This is a genomic window from Aeoliella sp., assembly GCF_965227375.1.
Taxonomy (GTDB): domain Bacteria; phylum Planctomycetota; class Planctomycetia; order Pirellulales; family Lacipirellulaceae; genus Aeoliella.
This window is the reverse complement of record NZ_CBDDFX010000002.1, coordinates 4,270,608-4,288,349: the sequence shown is the minus strand read 5'-3', so window position 1 is coordinate 4,288,349 and position 17,742 is coordinate 4,270,608. Positions and strand designations below refer to the sequence as shown.

The window sequence follows — 17,742 nt, the reverse complement described above, 5'->3', positions numbered from 1 at the left end:
GGGTAGTGTACAATTGAACCGATCGGCAGTCTAACCGATCGTCATCCGGCTGGCAAGCAATTTTGCCTGGCTGGCCGTTCGACGCTTGGGGCGGAGACTATTCGGCTCCAGCGGCCACGGGCTCGCCAGCTTCTTCCTCGGCGGGCTCTTCTTCCGCCTCGGGAGTGCCCTGGGCGTGGGCCAGGATCGGCTCGACCAGGCTGGGGTGAATCTTCAGCACCAGCTGACGCAGCACTCCGTCATGCAGTTCGCACTTGCGATTCAAGCCAGTGATGGCGTCGGTCGGGCTGCGGAAGTAGATCAGCCAGTAGGTGCCTTTGCGCTGACCCTTGATCGGGTACGCCAACCGGCGTTCTTCCCACAATCGACTGACGACCACCTCGCCGCCGGCGCCAACAATCATTTGCTCAACCTCGGCAGGCAAGCCTTGCTGGTCGCGAGCAAACTTGTTTGAGTCGAAAATGAACAGGCCTTCGTAAACTTGCGTGGGCAATTTCGCGTCTCCGTGGGGAGGTGTCAGGTTCGTGCGTTGTATATGAAGTGAAGTTGGGTCTTCAGTTGAACTGATTCATCGCGGCGGTCGGTCCTTCGGCCATCCAGCATTCTACCGCATCGGCGGCTCGGCGGATGGTCTGGTCGGCCAGTTCCTGCTCGTCGCGGGAAAACTTTCCCAGGACGAAATCGACCGTACTCCACCGCTCCGGCACCGGTCCGATGCCGATCCGCAGCCGGGCAATTTCCTGCGTGCCCAGCTGCTGAATGATGTTGTCCAGTCCGTTCTGCCCGCCGGCCGAGCCCTTGGTTCGCATGCGAAGCGAGCCCAGCGGAAGGTTGAAATCGTCGCAAACCACCAGCAAATCGGTGAGCGGCAGCTTGTAAAAGTCCGCCGCCAGGCGTACCGACACGCCGGACAGGTTCATAAAGGTCTGCGGGGCGAGCAGCAGGGCTTTTTCGCCGGCCAAAACGGCTTCGGCCATCTGCGCCTGATGCTTGTCGCGAAACCCATCGACTTGCCAGCGTTTGGCCAGCTCGCCGATTAACTCAAATCCTACGTTGTGTCTCGTATCGTCGTATTTCTTGCCGGGGTTGCCGAGCCCCACGATCATCTTCATGGTTGTCAGCAGTCCCAGCTATCCCAGGGCCAACACAAAATGATGGCCCTCGGTGTGTTCGTTACTCGTCGGAGCTTTCTTCGTCGTCGCCCTTCTTGCCAACCAGTTCCGGCTCGGCGCCAGTGGCTGCAGCGGCTTCGGTTTCTTCCTCTTCCTCAGCCTGCGGAGCGACGCAGTTCAGCAGCACCCGCGTGGGGTCGGTCACGAGCGTGGCTCCCTCGGGCAGGTCGATCACTGCCGAAGCAGTGACCGTGTCGCCGAGGTGGACCTCCGAGAGGTCGATGTGCAGCTTCTCAGGAATGTTGGCCGGCGTGACTTCGATTTCCACCGCGTGGTTCACCCAGGTCATCACGCCGCCTTCGGCTTCGCCAGGGGCTTCGCCCTTGCCTTCAACGCCGATTTCGACGGTTACTCGCTCGCCGGCAGCCACTCGCAGCAAGTCGGCGTGCAGCACGTAGCGGCCGAAGGTGTCCCACTGCAGATCCTGCAGCAGGGCTTGGCCTTTTTCGTCGCCGGCCAGGTCCACCACCTTCGCACCGTGGCGAAGCGTCGTGGACAGTTGCTCGTACGGCACCGCCAGGCTTACCGACGGTTCGTTGTGGCCGTACAGCACAGCGGGGCACAGGCCTTCGGCGCGAAGGCGGTCGCTCGCCCGAGTGCCTACTTTGTCTCGTTTCTTGACGGTCAGTGTTTCGGACATCTTGGCGTTCTCACAAGCGGGCGACCCAATTCCGGGGCCAGCAGCGATCGCCGCCCAGAGGGTCCGCCCGAATTGAATTGGCAGAATCCCTCATTTTGCGAGTTTTCGCCGAGATTGCAAGCGGCCGCGGGCGGGAATTTCGGGTCATTTTGGGAGGATTAGGGAAGATTCGGCCATCGCAGAGGCTGGGTGGTGCTACCGGAGTGCCCGAGGCCGGAAAACCGGTGGGCAAGGTCGTGTGGCCAGGGGCCAAGGGTGGCTGGGGTCGAGCTCCGCGAGGTGTCAGAGGGATTTCTCACGCAGAGCCGCAAAGACGCGAAGGGGGGCGAACGTAGGCCGATAACAAGCTCGCCGCAGTTGCGGCACTTTGAAGTTGGCTCAGCGGATTGGCGAGAAGATGCTCTCGCTGGTCGTTTCTCAGGACGATCTGTCCGCTGGCCTTCGATCATCAAGTTGTCGTTTTTCGCTGTCTTCCTTAGTGTCAGAGTCTTTGCTGACTACCTTGCTGATCTTCCATAACGGGATCAATACTGATTCCTTCGGATTCTCAGCCTTGCGAAGCTCCAGATAGTCTGCACCCTGGTGCGACACAGTGTAGAGGGTCTCCTTCGCGGCAAAGCGGGAATTAGGTCGGGCAGAGAACACCTTTTTCCGCTCTTCAACGAGTGTGCTGCTTATGTCGGCAGAAGTGGCGGCCCGTCGCCTTTCGTCAAGTAATCTTAATTGATGCACGAAGGCGTCCCACTCCTGGCGATAGGTGGCAAGTGAGGCGAGATTCTCCTTGAACTGTGGCGGTGTGTACAAATACAGGATGTAACCACCCAATTTGTCGTCCGTACTCAGTCCAACATGCTCAACTTCGTGAATGCGATTGGCGAACGTGTCGTCTGGGGCGATCTCTCTTACTTGGGCACCAACCCGAGCAGTGACACCACACGCTAAGCCGAGCAGTATTACAGGAAGTACATGGCATTTCATTCTATTCTCACTATCAACAGTGAACTTGTTATTCTGTAATCCTTAGGACGAAGACAGTTGGTTTGTCGGAGTCGTCTCCTGTTGTTGTCGAGGCCATGAACACGGGATGACCTAACTTCGCCCGAATAGTAGTTTCTATCGAGGTTTTCGTTTTGGCGTAGGCGGTCAGTCGCAGACCAAACTTGAACGCCTGCTCTCCCAAGTAGTCAATATTTGCGACGCAGTCGAGTTGCCTTCCGTCAGAAGTCTTTATGCCCTCCAGCACAATGGGGCCGTTCGTGGAGCCTTCACTTAAATAGGCGGCGACCGTCGCGCTCGCAAGAACTTTCGGATTGGAAATGCCTAGCAGCTCGTTCTGATCGCTGATGATTTGTGCGATCTCTGCTGGAACTTTACTCGCTTCTTCTCCCTCCGCAATCCAAAAGACTTCGAGTCGAATCGATTGCGCGGACCCCGCACTGCCTTCATCGTTCTCTTTGTCTACGTGCTCGATGATCGATTGCAGCACTTTGTGCTCGTCTGGAGTAGCGACAGCGATGATCGCGTTAGAGCTCTCGTCGATCCCAAGTCGCAGAGTCCCGACCCTGCTCGAATTACTGAGTAGGGCATCTACCATCTTCAAGAGCTTTTCCGCTGCGATGTAACGAAGCGGATAGACCGTCAGTGTCGCCTGAGGTTGCTCGGAGGGGGTATCGAGCTTGAGCAAAAGGGCTTCAATCACTTGCAGTCGGTCGAGCGGGCCCCTGGCGATAACAGAGTTACGTCTGGCGTCGACCGCGATACTCTCGCCGGGCTGCTTTCCCACGACCGCGGACAGCAGTTGTTGGGCCTCGGAAGCGGGTAGATTCTGCAACTCGAAGATTTTTATTTCGTAGGAGTCTTCCTTCGCTGGTTTTGCTTCCATCTGAGCCAGGGCCGAGCAAGCCATGACCAGACTCAAAATCGGTATCAGAAATAGGCGGTTCACTGAATCTCTCCTTTGTCGAAATCGGATGCTTCATCAGCGCGCAGATCGCCACCAGGAAGGTGGGGAGACACATAACGGACGATGGTGAAGCCAGGCTCGTTGGCAAGCGGAACCACCAGTCCCGTCGACGACGTTACCACGGTTGTTGGTTCAGTTAGGGGAGCATTTTGCTGCACTTCTGGAGACGCGGCATCTACAGATTCTGGAGCGGCAGGGACGACTGAATCCTGTGCGTTGGCCGAACTACTCCTCTGCTGCGGGGCAGGAGGGCGGTAGGCGACGAAATCGGCGATGGCTACACACGCAGCCACCGCCACCGCGATACCCGCGACGCGAATCAGTCGCCATTGCCCAAGTGGGCATTCCGCGTTATGTGAACGTAGAGCGGGCCCCTCTACCAGGCTCCACGCGGTGCTGAGTAGCGAATCAACCTGGCGATGTTGCTCCAGTATCTCTTGGCAGCACGCGCAGTCGTGAGCCAGAGCAAGCCACTCGGCTCTTTCTTCCTCCGACAGGTCACCATCAAGAAAGTCGTCGATGTGCGAACAGCAGTTATTCATTCTCTTGTCGTCGCGGGCTGTGTTGTAGGTGTGCGATGGCCGTGCTCTCGCGAAGCTTCTTGCGTGCGAGCGATAGGTTGGTCTTAACGGCGCCGTCGGTCATGTCGAATATTTCGGCTACGTCTTTCACGCTCATCCCTTCGATCACTCGCAAGTGAAGCACTTGTCGTTGTTTTAACGGCAGTCGCTGCATCTCGGCAAATAGGGCTGTGAGCTCTTCGGCCACCTCGGCCTTGTGGTCGAACCTCTGGCTTCCGTCCACCAAGTCTCGCAACGCCAGCGGACGGTTGGTGTAAGCCGAGGATTTGCGTGTCGAGTCGATCCATAGGTTCAGCGTGACGCGAAATAGCCATTTCCTCAATTCGGTGCGGTTGGTGAATTGCTGTTTGGTGCTTACAGCTCGGAGGATCGCCTCCTGAGCCAGATCGTCGGCCAACCAACTGTTGCGGCAAAGGCTCAAGGCGAATCGGTATGCATGTGCAAGATCGTCCTGGTCGATTACCATCCGATGCGCTGCCACAAATCGCTAAATAGATGTTGTCGATTCACTTGAGCTCAATCATACAACGATCGACCCGCCGAAGGGTTAAACAGAAATTGGGCCAATTTGCGAAAACTCCCAGATTCGGGAAAAACGAGATGTTGCCCAGGAAGCGGCTTGCGTTCTTCTGACTGAAGTCGGTTGCTATGTTTCCGTGAGCACCAAAGGCGGTGCCGAAAGAGTTTATTGCTGCGGTGTCATCAAAAAGACGGCGGGAACTCCCGCCGGACAGTTGAGACGGGTTGAAGTAGGGCTCGAAAACTCCCAGCGTGGAGTTCCCTGGCAGACCTCATTTCAAATAAATACCCGAGCTTCCAGTGGCTTCCCTCCGCATACAGCGTGGCGGGCCGGCTAGGGCCACAGATTGTTTGAGAAGGGTAAGCCACTCTACCGAAACAACTTACTCACCGACTCATTCCGGTGAATCGCCTTGATCGCGTCGCCCACTAGTTGGTCGACCGGTAGCGTTACAAGTTGTGGTAGTCGTTGGCGGACTTCCGGGCCCAGGGGGATCGAGTTGGTGCAGACCAGGCTCGTCAGGTTGGCGTGGTGCAGCCGATCGAGGGCTGGGCCGCAGAACACTGCGTGGGAGACGCCGACATGAATTTCCTTCGCGCCGAACTCGTGCAGCACGTGCGCGGCGCCGCTGATCGAGCCGGCGGTGGAGATCATGTCGTCGAACATCAGGGCCACTTTGCCATCGACCGCTCCGCCCAGCAAGTTGGCCTGCACGGTGGTTTCGGGACCGGTGCGGCGCTTGTCGATGATTGCTACTTCACCGCCAAGACGTTTCGAGTGACCTAGCGCGCGTTTGATGCTTCCTTCGTCGGGGCTGACGATCACAATTTCGTCGAGATCGATGCCCGATTGCAGGAAGTGCTGGTTCAATACCGGCGCGGCGTACAGGTGGTCGACCGGCACGTCGAAGAAGCCCTGAATCTGCGCGGCGTGCAGGTCCATGGTCAGCACCCGATCGGCCCCGGCGCGGGTGATGAGGTTCGCCACCAGCTTGGCGGTGATCGGCACGCGGCCTTCGTCTTTGCGATCCTGCCGGGCGTAGCCGTAGTAGGGGATGACCGCGGTGATCCGTTCGGCACTTGCCCGCAGGCAGCTGTCGATCATGATCAACAGCTCCATCAGGTTTTCGTTCACCGGCGGGCAGGTCGGCTGGATGAGGAAGATATCGCGGCCGCGAATGTCCTCATCGATCTTGCAGGAGATCTCGCCGTCGGGAAACCGGCCGAGGGAGACTTTCCCCAGCGGCACGCCCAGGTAGTCGGCAATTTGCTTGCTGAGATCAGGGTTGGCAGAACCGCTAAATAGTTTGATGTCTTGCATCGAGAGTGCGCCCAGGGATGGTCCACCGCAGGTTGGCAAACAGACGAACGAGGGACGCACCGCCACGCCCTCGGGGCACTTTATTTTGCCAGGAATGCGTGGGGAATGATAGACGCCGCGAAGAGACAATCGGCACTTCAGGCAACTCCGGGCGCTCGCGCTTCCAGCTCGCCTTGTGCGCTATTCCCCGTCCAGCATTCGCTGGGCTTCCTCGTCGCTCATGCCTTCGATCTCCGAGAGCAGGGCTTCGAGGTCTTCGTCGGCCGCTTCCGGTTCTTCTTCCACCGCGGCGACAGGCTCGTCTTTACCGATCGACTGTTCGGCCAGGTACCGCGAGAGGGCGGCCGGCGTGGGGTAGTTCCAGGCGACGATCGGTGGTAGCGGTACGCCGAATTCTTCTTCCAGTTCGTGGCTCAGTTCCACGGCCGTCAGCGAGTCGACGCCGAACTCGGCGAAGGGCTTGTCGCGATGAATGTCGGCCGGGTCGAGGCCCACGCGGTCTACCAGCCACTCTTCCAGCCAGGCCTCGATCCTCTCGGCTGTTTGCTCGACACCAAAGACGTCGCCAGTGAGCTGATTGCTGCGAGGAGCTTGCCCGTTTTGCTCTGCACGTTTTTGTCCGCCGGGCGAGGCGGGGCGGACAGGGGCTTTCCATTGGTGAACGACACGTAACTTGTCCTCCATGTATTGGTCGCGCGTGAGCGACCGTTGAACTTTGCCGCTGGACGTTACCGGCAGCGACGACTGACGGATGAGCACCACTGCGTGCACATCCAGTTCATGCCCCTCGGCCACCGCTTGGCGGATGGCGCTAATCACGTTTGCATGTTCGCTCTTGTCGAGTTGACGGTCGATCTGGTTGACGACCACCAGCTTCTCTTCGTCGTCCACGCTCACACTGAACGCAGCGCCGGGCATCAACGCCGAATGGGCCGACTCGGCCGTGGCTTCGATGTCCTGCGGATAGTGATTGCGGCCGCGAATGATGATCACGTCCTTCAACCGCCCAGTGACGAATAACTCGCCGCGGTGGAAGAAGCCCAGGTCGCCGGTGCTGAGAAACTCGCCTTCGATGCCGCAGACGCGGGAATGGAAGTTGCGGTTGATCTCTTCGGCGCGGCCGAAATACCCCTTCGCCACGCTGGGACCTTGCAACACGATCTCGCCCACGACGTCTTCGGGGCACATCTGACCGGTGAGCGGGTGCAGGATCTCGACGCGGTGTTCGGCGGGCGCGGTGCCGCAGCCCACCAGTTCTTGTACGTTTTCGCAACTGCCGTTCACGGCCAATTGCACTTTGCCCTCGGCCAATGCCGCGCGGTCGACTCGCAGGATGGTGGGGGCGCGACGGTGTTCGCGGCCAGCGGCCAGCAGGGTGTTTTCGGCCAGCCCGTAGCAAGGGTAGAACGCGTCGGGCCGGAACCGGCTGGCGGCGAACGCCTCGGTGAACTGGCGAACCGTTTCGGCGCGAATGGGCTCGGCACCGCAGAATGCGAGCTCCCAACTGGAGAAGTCGAGCTTCGCCCGATCTTCGGCCGTGGTTCGCTTGACGCAGTATTCGTAGGCAAAGTTCGGCGCGCCGCTGATGGTGGCTTCGTACTTGTCGATCGCTTCGAGCCACCGCATCGGCTTCTGCAGGAACGCGGCCGGCGCCATCAGTACGCTGCGACCACCGACGTACAGCGGTGTGAGGATGCCGCCGATCAAGCCCATGTCGTGGTAGGCGGGCAGCCAGAATACGCCGGTGGCGATCTTCTCGCGGCTGGAGTAGTCGACCTCGATGCCGAACGACTGACGAATGGCTTCGAGGTTGGCCAACAGGTTGCCGTGGCTGACCATCACACCCTTGGGGTCGCTGGTGGAGCCAGACGTGTATTGCAGGAATGCCAATTGTTCGGCGTCGATGTCGGGCCGCGTCCAACTTTGGGCGTCGCTGCTTGGCACTTCGTCGGTGGCCAGCCAGTGCATAGCGGCTACCACTTCGTCCTGCTGCGACATATCGACCGTGTCGAGCGTCTGTCGAGTGGTCAACGCAACTCGGGCGTTGCTGTCGCGAGCGATGCTCGCCATCCGCGGCAACGGGCGACGAGGCTTCGGGTAGGTGGCCGGCACGGCAACCACTCCGGCGTACAGGCAACCGAAGAACGCGGAGATGAACTCCAGGCCCGCCGGGTAAACCAGCAGCACGCGTTCGCCGGGCTCGACCTCGGCAACCAGGTTAGCGGCAATCGCTTTGGCCCGCTGGTCGAGTTCCCGAAAGCTGATGGGCTGCTCGCCATTCTGTTCGTCGAGGTAGACGTAGGCCGTGCGATCGCCGAACCTTGCCGCTTGTTGGCGGAGCAGGTCGACCATCGTGTCGAGCGTACGAGCGCGTTGCAGGATGACGGAGGCCATAGGTTGTTTCGGGAGGGGGTCGCCGTGATTGGCGACACCATCACTATCTTAAGCTGGATGCATTCGGATTTCGAATGCACTATTAGGTGGGATTGGCAAGCAAAGTCGAAAGTGCACTGTAATCGGTATCGGTATATTGGAACTTCGGATGCCAAGCTGGGTAGCTTCGCCCCTTCAGACCGATCGGCCCGCAGTACTATGCGCCCTCGATGCGATCCGACCCTCCCCGAGTCCTTGCCGCGCAGGGATTGGGCATCTCCCAGTGGTGGGAGAGCAAGCCCTGGCAAGACGACCATTTTAGGTATAAAAAACAAGGGACGTAAGGCCCTCGCAAAAAGCATACAACCGCAACATGCAGCGCAGTCCTCCTGGTTTCCCGCCGCGCCATGATTTGTGGCGAAACTAGCGCAACTGTTTGTCGGCGCTAAGGTTACATGCCGCGGGAAGTCCTACGACGCGGCGTTGGTCCGGCGAGGTGCTCGGAGTTCCGAAGTTTCCCCTCGTACGGAGAAAGTCGCGGGGTGTTACAGCGGCGGGTGTGTTCTTCAGGTTCAATCGGAAGCCAAGTCTCGCGTGACACGCCACCCGCTACTGCCGACCACCCTGCCAAGCGACGCCCAGCGGCGGCTTTTTTGTTTTCCCCACGCGGGCGGCGGTGCAGCGGCTTTCTATCGATGGTCGCGTTACCTGCCCAACGACGTAGCGCTCGTGCCGCTGCGGTTGCCAGGTCGCGAAGATCGCTTGGGCGAGACACCCTACGCGGATCTTGCCCAACTGGCCGACGATGCGGCCGAAGCGGTAGCGTCGCTCGCACCGCTACCATCGTTGTTCGTCGGGCATAGCCTGGGTGGTTACGTAGCACTAGAAGTGACGAAGCGCCTGCTGGACACTTCGCACGTTCCTAGCAAGTTGATCGTGGCTGCTTGTGGTGCGCCGCGGGGCGGACGATCGAAGTCGCCCATTGGCCAACTGGACGACGATGCGTTCGTCGATGCCGTGGCCACACGTTACGACGGAATACCCGACCTCGTGCGTCAGAGCCCCGAACTGTTGGCCATGGTGCTGCCGGCGCTGCGCGCCGACATTCAGATGATCGAGTCGTACGACTACCAACCCACAACGCCGCTGCCGATCGATATCTTGGCGCTCGGCGGCACGGACGATGGCGGGGTGAGTCCTCATCGATTGAACGAGTGGCGCAACTTCACCGGCGGGAGCTTCCAAATGCGGCTGTTTCCCGGCGGGCACTTCTTCTTGCATCCGGCGCCGCGCCGCGAAGCGGCAGCCGGGGCCGCCCGCCCTGCACCGTTGTCGCTGATTTGCGATCAGCTTCCTGCGAGTGAAGGTACGGCATGATCGACCTCTCCTTGTGCCATGCGAAGCCAGTTGCCGCCGGCAGCGTGCCGCCGCCCGACGCGGCCGATCAGTTGCATGTGTGGCGATGGGAGGTCGGTGGCGCCCAAGACGCATGGCTTGCTCAACTCGACCCGGTCGAGCAACAACAGCATCAGCGATTCGTAACACCAGAGCTTAGCCGGCGCTTCCTGGCTGCCCATGGCGGGTTGCGGCAAGTGCTGGCTGGTTACCTGGATTGCCAGCCGGATGAACTCGAGTTCGAGCGCGCGCCGAAGGGTAAGCCGTTCCTTCCCGATCGGGCGTTGGAATTCAACATATCGCACTCGGGCGACGAAGTCGTCCTGGTTGTCGGGCGCCAGCCAGTCGGTATCGATATCGAGTTCACTCGAAGCATCACCGACCTGCGACGCTTGGCTGAGAAATATTTCACCGACAATGAGTTGGCTGATCTGAGAGGTCTGCCGGATGATGTAGCTTTGGGGTACTTCCTGCAAATCTGGACTCGTAAGGAAGCGATCGTCAAACTAACGGGGCTAGGACTTGGTGCGTCGGTTCGCCTACTCGACGTGGCTTCCGTTTCGTGCGACTTCTGCCGAATCGAGTTGCCCCCGCAGTGGGAGACAAACCTGAATATCGGTTGGCTTGCCGATTTAACGGTTGCGAACAACTGCTATGGAGCCATTGCCTCGCAGGATCGCCCCATCGAGGTGCGGTGCTTTGCTTTGGCGAGTTGTGCTGGCTAGGGAAGCGTCCCCGACATTCTTTTTGAGTTTCCTGCGTCGCCGCGATATACTCAAGGTTTCGTTGTCCCTCCCACCGAATCCTTCCTCAGGCGAACCCCACCATGCCGACTTCCCGCCGCCAGTTCTTGGCTACTTCTGCTGCCGCTGCGTCCGCTGTTCCATACTTCGCGTGGAGCCCGAAGGCGTTTGCTAACGACTCGAAGAACGACCGGCCGAACATTGGTTGCATTGGTGTGGGCAGCATGGGCACCGGCGACGCCCGGCAGCATAATCACTTCGGCGACATCGTCGCGGTGTGCGACGTCGACATGAACCACTGCCGCCGCGCCAAGAAGGATGACAACATTGGCAAAGGCAAGGCCGACACTTACGAAGACTATCGCCGGGTGCTCGACCGCGACGACATCGACGTGGTGAGCATCGTGACCACGGATCACTGGCACGTGAAGATTGCCATCGAAGCGTTGCAGGCCGGCAAGCACGTTTTTTGCCAGAAGCCGCTAACGTTGACGCTGGAAGAGAACCAACTGATTCGTAACGCCTGCAAGAAGTACCCCGATTTGGTGTTCACGGTCGGCACGCAGCAGCGGAGCCAGCGGAACTTATTCCTGCGAGCGGTGAACATGGTGCAGAAGGGCCTGTTGGGCGACATCGAAAAGGTCACTGCTTGCATCAACGGCAGCCCCACTGGTGGCCCTTTCAAGGCCGTGATGCCCCCGGCGGATCTCGACTGGTACATGTGGCTTGGCCAGGCGCCGCTTACTGACTACATGGAGAAGCGGTGCCACTACGAATTCCGCTGGTGGTACGAGTACTCGGGCGGCAAGTTTACCGACTGGGGCGCTCACCACGTCGACATTGCTACTTGGGCCCTCGATCAGCAGGGCGAGGGCATGGGCCCGGTGGAGATCGACGGCACCGACGCCAAACACCCGGTGCCGTTCGAGAATGGCTATCCCACGGTCGACAACGAGTACAACACTTCGCACGATTTCGATGTGGTCTGCAAGTACGACAACGGCACCACACTGCACGTCACCAGTCGTGGTGAGAATGGCATCCTGTTCGAAGGCACCAAGGGACGCATGTTTGTCAATCGCGGCAAGATTACCGGCAAGCCGATCGAGGAGAATTGGGACGAAGCAGAGTTCACCGACGCGGCCGTTGAAGAGCTCTATAAGGGCAAGCCTTTCGAAGGTCACAAGGACAACTTCTTCCGCTGCATTCGCGAAGGAGGCCAACCGGTGTCCGACGTGTTCAGCCACGTCCAGGCGATGAACATCTGCCACTTGTCGTCCATCGCCGCGCGACTGAATCGCAAGATCAACTGGGACCCGAAAGCCGAGCAGATTACCGGCGACGATCAAGCGGCAACGTTCTTCGCGCGAAAGCAACGACCGGGTTTTGAGATCCCACGAATCAACGCGGAGGACGCGGGACAAACTGCACAAGCGGGGTAGCTTTTAGCCGCGCCGCTAGTGGTTGGTGTGCACTTGATACAACTGGTACAACCAAATGCAAAAGGGCAAAACTGGTTGCCAAGTTGCGGTTAACAGAACGTTGGCGGTCATCAATTTATTGCGGCTGTGAGTGCCCCTAACTAATCTGAAGTCAGGCCTATTCGTTTTCGGTATCGGCCCAGTCCACTCTTGCAGCTTCTCTTCCCTAGGTTCCCGCCTCCAGGAGTTTGTCATGTTACGTTTGATGCTCATCGCCGCCATGGGTGTGGCCATCCACTTCACTGCAGCCGAGTCGGCCTCCGCCAGAGGACCTCGCTGCTACCGCAACAGCTACCCGGCCTACCGGTCGTACGCGCCGCGTTACTCGCGATCCTACGACTACGCTCTGCCAGGGTACGAGTACCAGTACTATCGTGGTCGCGTGAACAACGCTGCGGCCTACACGCAGATGTTCGGCATCTAGTGCGTGCCCTGCGGAAGTAGAACAGCAAAAAAATCGGCCGTCGACACCTTCAAGGCGTCGACGGCCGATTGTCGTTTCAAGGCTTTACTTCAGCACGTTGGTGTGGTTCAGAATTCCTCGAATTCTCCAGCACCGGCACCAGCGCCAGCCATTTCCCAATCGTCCTGGGGAGCTTCGTCCACCCAGCCTGCAGCGGCCTGCTGAGGAGCGGGCGCCGGTTGGCTGGGTTTATTGCTGCTCTTGGCCCGCTTGGCAGGTGCGGGTTGTGAGTTCGACGTTGCCACCTTGTCGTGCTTTCGCAGGTTGAACTGAGCGATCGCTTCCTGCAGTCGGCCGCTCTGGCCCGACAGGGCGGTTGCGGTGCCGCTCATCTCTTCGGTTTGCGAAGCGTTGCTTTGCGTGACGTGATCCATTTGAGTCACAGCGCGGTTGATCTGTTCGATCCCAGTGGTTTGCTCCTGAGAGGCAGCCGCGATTTCGGCAACGATGTCCGTCACTCGCTTCACGCTCGTGACAATCTCCTGCAAGGTCTCGCCCGACTTGTTCACCAGGTCGGAACCAGCCTTGACCTTGTCGACCGAGTCCTCGATGAGGCCCTTAATCTCACGAGCCGCCGTAGCGGAGCGTTGAGCCAGGCTGCGAACCTCACCGGCCACCACAGCGAAACCACGTCCCTGCTCGCCGGCTCGTGCGGCTTCCACCGCAGCGTTGAGAGCCAGCAGGTTGGTCTGGAACGCAATCTCATCAATCGTGGTGATGATATCTGCGATCTTGCGCGACGACTTATCAATTTCGTCCATCGCTCGCACGGCATCGGACACCACAGCGCCACCGTTCTCGGCACTCTGCCGCGATCCTCGGGCCAGTTGATTGGCCTGATCGGCGTTGTCGGCGTTTTGCCGTACCGTGGCGGTGATTTGTTCCAGGCTGGCGGCCGTTTCTTCGAGGCTCGAAGCCGATTCCTGGGCACCGCTGGAGAGCGATTCGGAAGCGTATGCCAGTTGGTTGGCTGCATCCGCCACACCGATGGCAACCTCGTCCACTTCTCGAAGCGGCTTCAGCATCCGTCGCACTGCGAAGTACGAAACAACGCCCACGACGAGAGCAACGATAACGCCGGTCAACGTGGCCATCATCGTCATCTGAGACATGCCGGCTTCGATGGCGGACGCGGCCTGACGGAACTCGTCGTTGTAGACCGATACGCCAACCACCCAGTCCCAAGGTTCGAAGAACTCAACCGCAGCAATCTTCAGCCGCGGTGTCTTCTCGTCCTTGTTCTGCCAGTAGTATTCGACAATGGTGGACCCTTCGTTCGCTGGGTCCTTGGCGAGGTCGATGGCTTCGCGAATAAAGTACTTCCCGCTGGAGTCCTGAGCATCGTAGATGTTCTTGCCATCGCTCAATCCGCCCTTGGAGATCAGGTAGGCGCCTTTGTCTTTGCCGCTACCTTGCAGGACGTAAACGTATCCCGAGTCTCCGAGTTCGAGCGACTGCACGTGGTCGCGAATGGCGGTCATCGACGACTGGGGACGTCCATAGAAGACCGCGCCAATGATGTGACCGTCTTCACTGGTGATGGGGGCGTAGCCAGTGCTCCACCAACCATTCACCACGTAAGCCCGACCGAGGAACCGCTCGCCGTTCAACAGGGCGCTAACCACAGGGTCGTGCGATCCATCGGGGTGAACAGCAGGAATGTACGTGCCCACCGCACGTTCTCCGTTGGTCTTCTTCACGCTGGTGCTGATCCGCAGCATGTCGCCAGCTTCGTTGACCCGTTGGAAGATCGTGCAAGCTCCGTCGCTAATCGCGTCGACATCGTCGACGAACAAAGATCGCTCATCAAAGGAGCGATTTTGCCCCAGCCACTCTCCGTCCAGAAGCACTTTGGGCAACTGGACTGTGTGAACCGATTTGTCGAACTGGTTGATCGCGTTCCAGGCAACGGTTTCGTCGGAGAGCGATAGTTCGTGCTTTTCGAATGCATTCTCGGTGCAAGAGAGCACAGAGTTTACGTGTTCCATCTCACCGCGATGCACCAGGTCGAGCGTCTCCACAAGTTGATCGGCCATCCGTAGGCAGGATTCGTGTGCCTTTGCATCCGTGTCCTTGAGTACGATCTCCTGCAGTTTTCCTTGCTGCATCCAGATTACAGCAATCATCAACACGGTGGTGATGATCGTACCAGCAGTAGCCAGTATCAACATCTTCTTTCCGAAACTCATCGTGAGTGTTCCTTTCGTAGGGAGTTGATGGTCTACCGTTTTGAGGGACCGCTGTAGAGCAAGTGCGAACTTGTTGGATCTTGACTTGCCGGCAGAGGCACGGTGGATCAATAATTACTTGTAGTTTGTGGTTAGGTTGGATTTGACTTGGTGGAATTGGTATACCCGAAGTCGCCAGGGCCTAGTGGGTGGTAGGTGAAGCGGTTATCGGGGAGAGGCCCGCGGCAAGTGTCAGCATGCGTTCGGTTACCCTCTCCAGTGGCAGCACATCATCCACGCCGCCTGTGGCAATTGCTTCCTTGGGCATTCCAAATACCACGCAGGTCTCTTCGTTCTGAGCGATCGTTTTTGCGCCTGCCTCATGCATCTGCAGCATCCCTGCGGCGCCGTCGTTGCCCATGCCGGTCAGGATCACTCCAATGGCATTGCGGCCAAGGTGCTTGGCAGCCGAGCGGAACAACACGTCCACCGAAGGGCGATGGCGGTTCACGGGCTCACCGTGGCCCACCCGCACGGAGTAATGCGCACCGCTGCGGCAAACGCCCATGTGCAAGCCGCCGGGGGCGAGCAGGGCGTGCCCGGGGAGTACCCGGTCTCCGTTTTCGGCTTCCTTAACCGAAATCTGGCAAGCGTTGTCCAATCGTTTCGCAAACGCGCGAGTGAATCCGGGTGGCATGTGCTGAACGATCAGCGTGCCGGGCGAGTCGGCTGGCATCGCTGTGAGCACTTCGTGAAGTGCTTCGGTTCCACCGGTCGAGGCGCCGATGCAAATCACCTGGTCGGTACTCTTGATCAGGGCACTAGTACCCATGGAGACGCGACGTTCGACTCGGGGGCTTTGTCGACTGCGGTTGCCCTGGAAGCGAGCTTGTGCACAGGCCTTCACCTTGGTGCGTATCTCATCGGCCAGATCAAAGGTGCCGTCCTGCACGTCCAGCTTCGGCTTGGTAACAAAGTCGACCGCGCCGAGTTCGAGCGCTTTGAGAGTTGTTTCGCAGTTTCTCTCAGTCAGCGACGATACCATCAACACCGGAGTAGGGCGGGCCCTCATCAGCTTTTCCAGGAAGGTCAAGCCGTCCATCTTCGGCATTTCCACATCGAGAGTGATCACGTCAGGATTCAGCGACTTGACTTTGTCTCGCGCCACCAACGGATCGCTCGCCACCCCCACCACTTCGATGTCAGGATCGCTACGGAGAATGTCCGTCAGAATCTGGCGTATCAGCGCCGAATCGTCGACTATGAGGACCTTGATGGACATGGGTTAAGACCTTGGAAGGTTGACACCCGCACCGCGAAGTGGCGAGTGATATCCGTTTCAACTCAGTTATTTGAAGAAGGTGACATCTCCGGTGCTCTGCGCTTTCTGAGCGGAGCTTTGTTTGTAACTGCACTCGCGAGTAGCAATTTCTTGTGCTTTTCTTAGTGTCTTTACCGATACGCGACCGTTGTGTGGCTGGAAGAAGATTCTCAGCGGCTGTTCGCCGCCCAGCTTCTCCGCCGCCAGGGGGATTTCCTCGGTGCTGAGGAATTCGCGGACGAACTTGACGTTCTGCTGGCCAATGCCGCTTAGTTCCTCACTGAAGTTCAATTGCAGCAGGTTGGCGCCGCCAAAGGCCTTGGCCACCAGGCGACCTCGCTCGCCGCCGCTCTTCATGATGTTCGTGATCAACAACTCCATGGCGTGAATGCCATAGCGCGCCGAAACGCCGGCGTCGGCTGATTGGCTGGGCAGCATGAAGTGGTTCATTCCGCCCACGCCGGTTTGTGGGTCGTATAGGCACACGGCCACACACGATCCGAGAACGGTGGTGATCTCTCCCGGCTTGTTCAGCACGTACGTTTGCCCGGCCAGGATGTTGCGGCTTGGCAAATCGGAAACTGGTCGAACCACGGACTTGCGAGGTTGGCTCGCTTTGGGTTTCTGTTGCACTGGCTTGCGCGCGGGTGGCTGGGGCTTGCGGGTAGGTTGCGCCGGGACGGGTTGCGACGCGGTGCGTTGCACCTTCGACGTCGATGCGCGACGCTTGAACACGGTCTTGCCGAGTGACTCAAAGGACTGCACGAGCCAGGGCGAACTCTCCGAGTGCCCGAGCATCAAGTAGCTGTGCTCGCTCAAGTGTTGGCTGAGTCGCTTGAGCAGCCGCTCCTGGGTCGGCTGATCGAAGTAGATGATCACATTCCGGCAGAAGATCACATCGAACAAGGCCTTGTGGGGCCACTCTTCCATGAGGTTGATCTGACGGAAGGTAATCAACTGTTTGGCTTCCGGGCAGACAGTTCCCAGTCCATCGCGATTGCCAATGCCATGCCGGACGTACTTCTTCCTCCACTGCTCGGGCAGCGGGTCGAACTTGCCGATCGGGTACTCGCCCGCCTTAGCGACTCCCAGCACTTCGGTGTTGATGTCGCTTGCCAGGATTCGCACGTCCCACGATTCGTTCTGGGGCAAGTGCTCCAGCAGCGTCATGGCGATCGTGTAGGGTTCGTCTCCTTCGGAGCAGGCGGCGCTCCAGATGCGCAGCTTGCGCGGCGCACCCGACTCGGCACGCCTTCTTGCCTCCGGGATGACGACATCTCGCAGGAAGTCGAAGTGATGCGGTTCGCGCAGAAAGTCCGTCTTGTTCGTTGTCAGGCAGTTGACGAGCATTTGGAGCTCGCTGCCATTGCTGTCTTGCTGATCGAGGTACTCGATGTATTCGGCATAACTCGATAGCTGCAGACTGCGCAAGCGTCGCGCCAACCTCGAGCAAACCAATGCCCGTTTCGTGTCGCTCAACGACACACCACACTCGCGGTAGAGCATCTCCCGCAACGTGCCAAACTCGGCATCGCCAATAGTGTAGAGGTCGTTCGTGTCGCAAGCCGCAGTTGTCATGTAAGTCGTTGCCAGGAAACTTCA

At 59.0% G+C, this 17,742-nt stretch carries 16 protein-coding genes; 4 read left to right on the top strand and 12 right to left on the bottom strand.

The window, feature by feature from the left end; genetic code table 11:
• Positions 1-97: 97 nt before the first annotated feature.
• The 9 genes from rpsF to ACQK2L_RS29700 form a co-directional block, all read right to left on the bottom strand.
• A complete protein-coding gene (gene rpsF, locus ACQK2L_RS29740; protein WP_425400688.1) occupies positions 98-493 on the bottom strand; it encodes a 30S ribosomal protein S6 in 396 nt (131 codons plus the stop codon).
• A gap of 61 nt (positions 494-554) precedes the next feature.
• A complete protein-coding gene (gene pth, locus ACQK2L_RS29735) occupies positions 555-1,112 on the bottom strand; it encodes an aminoacyl-tRNA hydrolase (protein ID WP_425400687.1) in 558 nt (185 codons plus the stop codon).
• Between the two features lie 61 nt (positions 1,113-1,173).
• Positions 1,174-1,812 (bottom strand): 50S ribosomal protein L25, encoded by a 639-nt coding sequence (locus ACQK2L_RS29730; RefSeq protein ID WP_425400686.1) that lies wholly within the window; start codon positions 1,810-1,812, stop codon positions 1,174-1,176.
• A 417-nt stretch (positions 1,813-2,229) separates the two neighbouring features.
• Complete coding sequence (locus tag ACQK2L_RS29725; RefSeq protein WP_425400685.1) at positions 2,230-2,790, bottom strand: hypothetical protein; 561 nt, start codon at positions 2,788-2,790, stop codon at positions 2,230-2,232.
• A 28-nt stretch (positions 2,791-2,818) separates the two neighbouring features.
• Positions 2,819-3,757: a secretin N-terminal domain-containing protein gene (locus ACQK2L_RS29720; RefSeq protein WP_425400684.1), complete on the bottom strand. Its 939-nt coding sequence runs from the start codon at positions 3,755-3,757 to the stop codon at positions 2,819-2,821.
• Positions 3,754-4,317 (bottom strand): hypothetical protein, encoded by a 564-nt coding sequence (locus tag ACQK2L_RS29715; protein WP_425400683.1) that lies wholly within the window; start codon positions 4,315-4,317, stop codon positions 3,754-3,756. The genes ACQK2L_RS29720 and ACQK2L_RS29715 overlap by 4 nt, the downstream gene beginning before the upstream one ends.
• Positions 4,310-4,822: an RNA polymerase sigma factor gene (locus ACQK2L_RS29710; protein WP_425400682.1), complete on the bottom strand. Its 513-nt coding sequence runs from the start codon at positions 4,820-4,822 to the stop codon at positions 4,310-4,312. The genes ACQK2L_RS29715 and ACQK2L_RS29710 overlap by 8 nt, the downstream gene beginning before the upstream one ends.
• Positions 4,823-5,245: 423 nt before the next feature.
• Positions 5,246-6,196: a ribose-phosphate diphosphokinase gene (locus ACQK2L_RS29705; RefSeq protein ID WP_425400681.1), complete on the bottom strand. Its 951-nt coding sequence runs from the start codon at positions 6,194-6,196 to the stop codon at positions 5,246-5,248.
• Between the two features lie 180 nt (positions 6,197-6,376).
• The gene (locus ACQK2L_RS29700; RefSeq protein ID WP_425400680.1) at positions 6,377-8,590 is read right to left on the bottom strand and encodes an AMP-binding protein; all 2,214 of its coding nucleotides are present in this window, start codon (positions 8,588-8,590) and stop codon (positions 6,377-6,379) included.
• Positions 8,591-9,163: 573 nt separating this feature from the next.
• On the opposite strand from ACQK2L_RS29700, the gene ACQK2L_RS29695 reads away from it, so the two are divergent.
• The 4 genes from ACQK2L_RS29695 (at position 9,164) to ACQK2L_RS29680 (ending at position 12,612) form a co-directional block, all read left to right on the top strand.
• Positions 9,164-9,946, top strand: coding sequence for a thioesterase II family protein (locus tag ACQK2L_RS29695; protein ID WP_425400679.1), 783 nt, complete (start codon positions 9,164-9,166; stop codon positions 9,944-9,946).
• Positions 9,943-10,689 (top strand): 4'-phosphopantetheinyl transferase family protein, encoded by a 747-nt coding sequence (locus tag ACQK2L_RS29690; RefSeq protein ID WP_425400678.1) that lies wholly within the window; start codon positions 9,943-9,945, stop codon positions 10,687-10,689. The genes ACQK2L_RS29695 and ACQK2L_RS29690 overlap by 4 nt, the downstream gene beginning before the upstream one ends.
• A 101-nt stretch (positions 10,690-10,790) precedes the next feature.
• Positions 10,791-12,149, top strand: coding sequence for a Gfo/Idh/MocA family protein (locus tag ACQK2L_RS29685; protein ID WP_425400677.1), 1,359 nt, complete (start codon positions 10,791-10,793; stop codon positions 12,147-12,149).
• A 232-nt stretch (positions 12,150-12,381) separates the two neighbouring features.
• Positions 12,382-12,612 carry a hypothetical protein gene (locus tag ACQK2L_RS29680; protein ID WP_425400676.1) on the top strand — a complete coding sequence of 77 codons (231 nt, stop codon included), beginning with the start codon at positions 12,382-12,384 and terminating at the stop codon, positions 12,610-12,612.
• A 107-nt stretch (positions 12,613-12,719) separates the two neighbouring features.
• Here ACQK2L_RS29680 and ACQK2L_RS29675 read toward each other — a convergent pair whose 3' ends face one another.
• From ACQK2L_RS29675 to ACQK2L_RS29665, 3 genes are all read right to left on the bottom strand, one after another.
• Complete coding sequence (locus tag ACQK2L_RS29675) at positions 12,720-14,840, bottom strand: methyl-accepting chemotaxis protein (protein ID WP_425400675.1); 2,121 nt, start codon at positions 14,838-14,840, stop codon at positions 12,720-12,722.
• Between the two features lie 181 nt (positions 14,841-15,021).
• On the bottom strand, positions 15,022-16,101 hold the full coding sequence (locus ACQK2L_RS29670) for a protein-glutamate methylesterase/protein-glutamine glutaminase (protein WP_425400674.1): 1,080 nt from the start codon (positions 16,099-16,101) through the stop codon (positions 15,022-15,024).
• Between the two features lie 66 nt (positions 16,102-16,167).
• Positions 16,168-17,718 carry a CheR family methyltransferase gene (locus ACQK2L_RS29665; RefSeq protein ID WP_425400673.1) on the bottom strand — a complete coding sequence of 517 codons (1,551 nt, stop codon included), beginning with the start codon at positions 17,716-17,718 and terminating at the stop codon, positions 16,168-16,170.
• Positions 17,719-17,742: the final 24 nt, after the last annotated feature.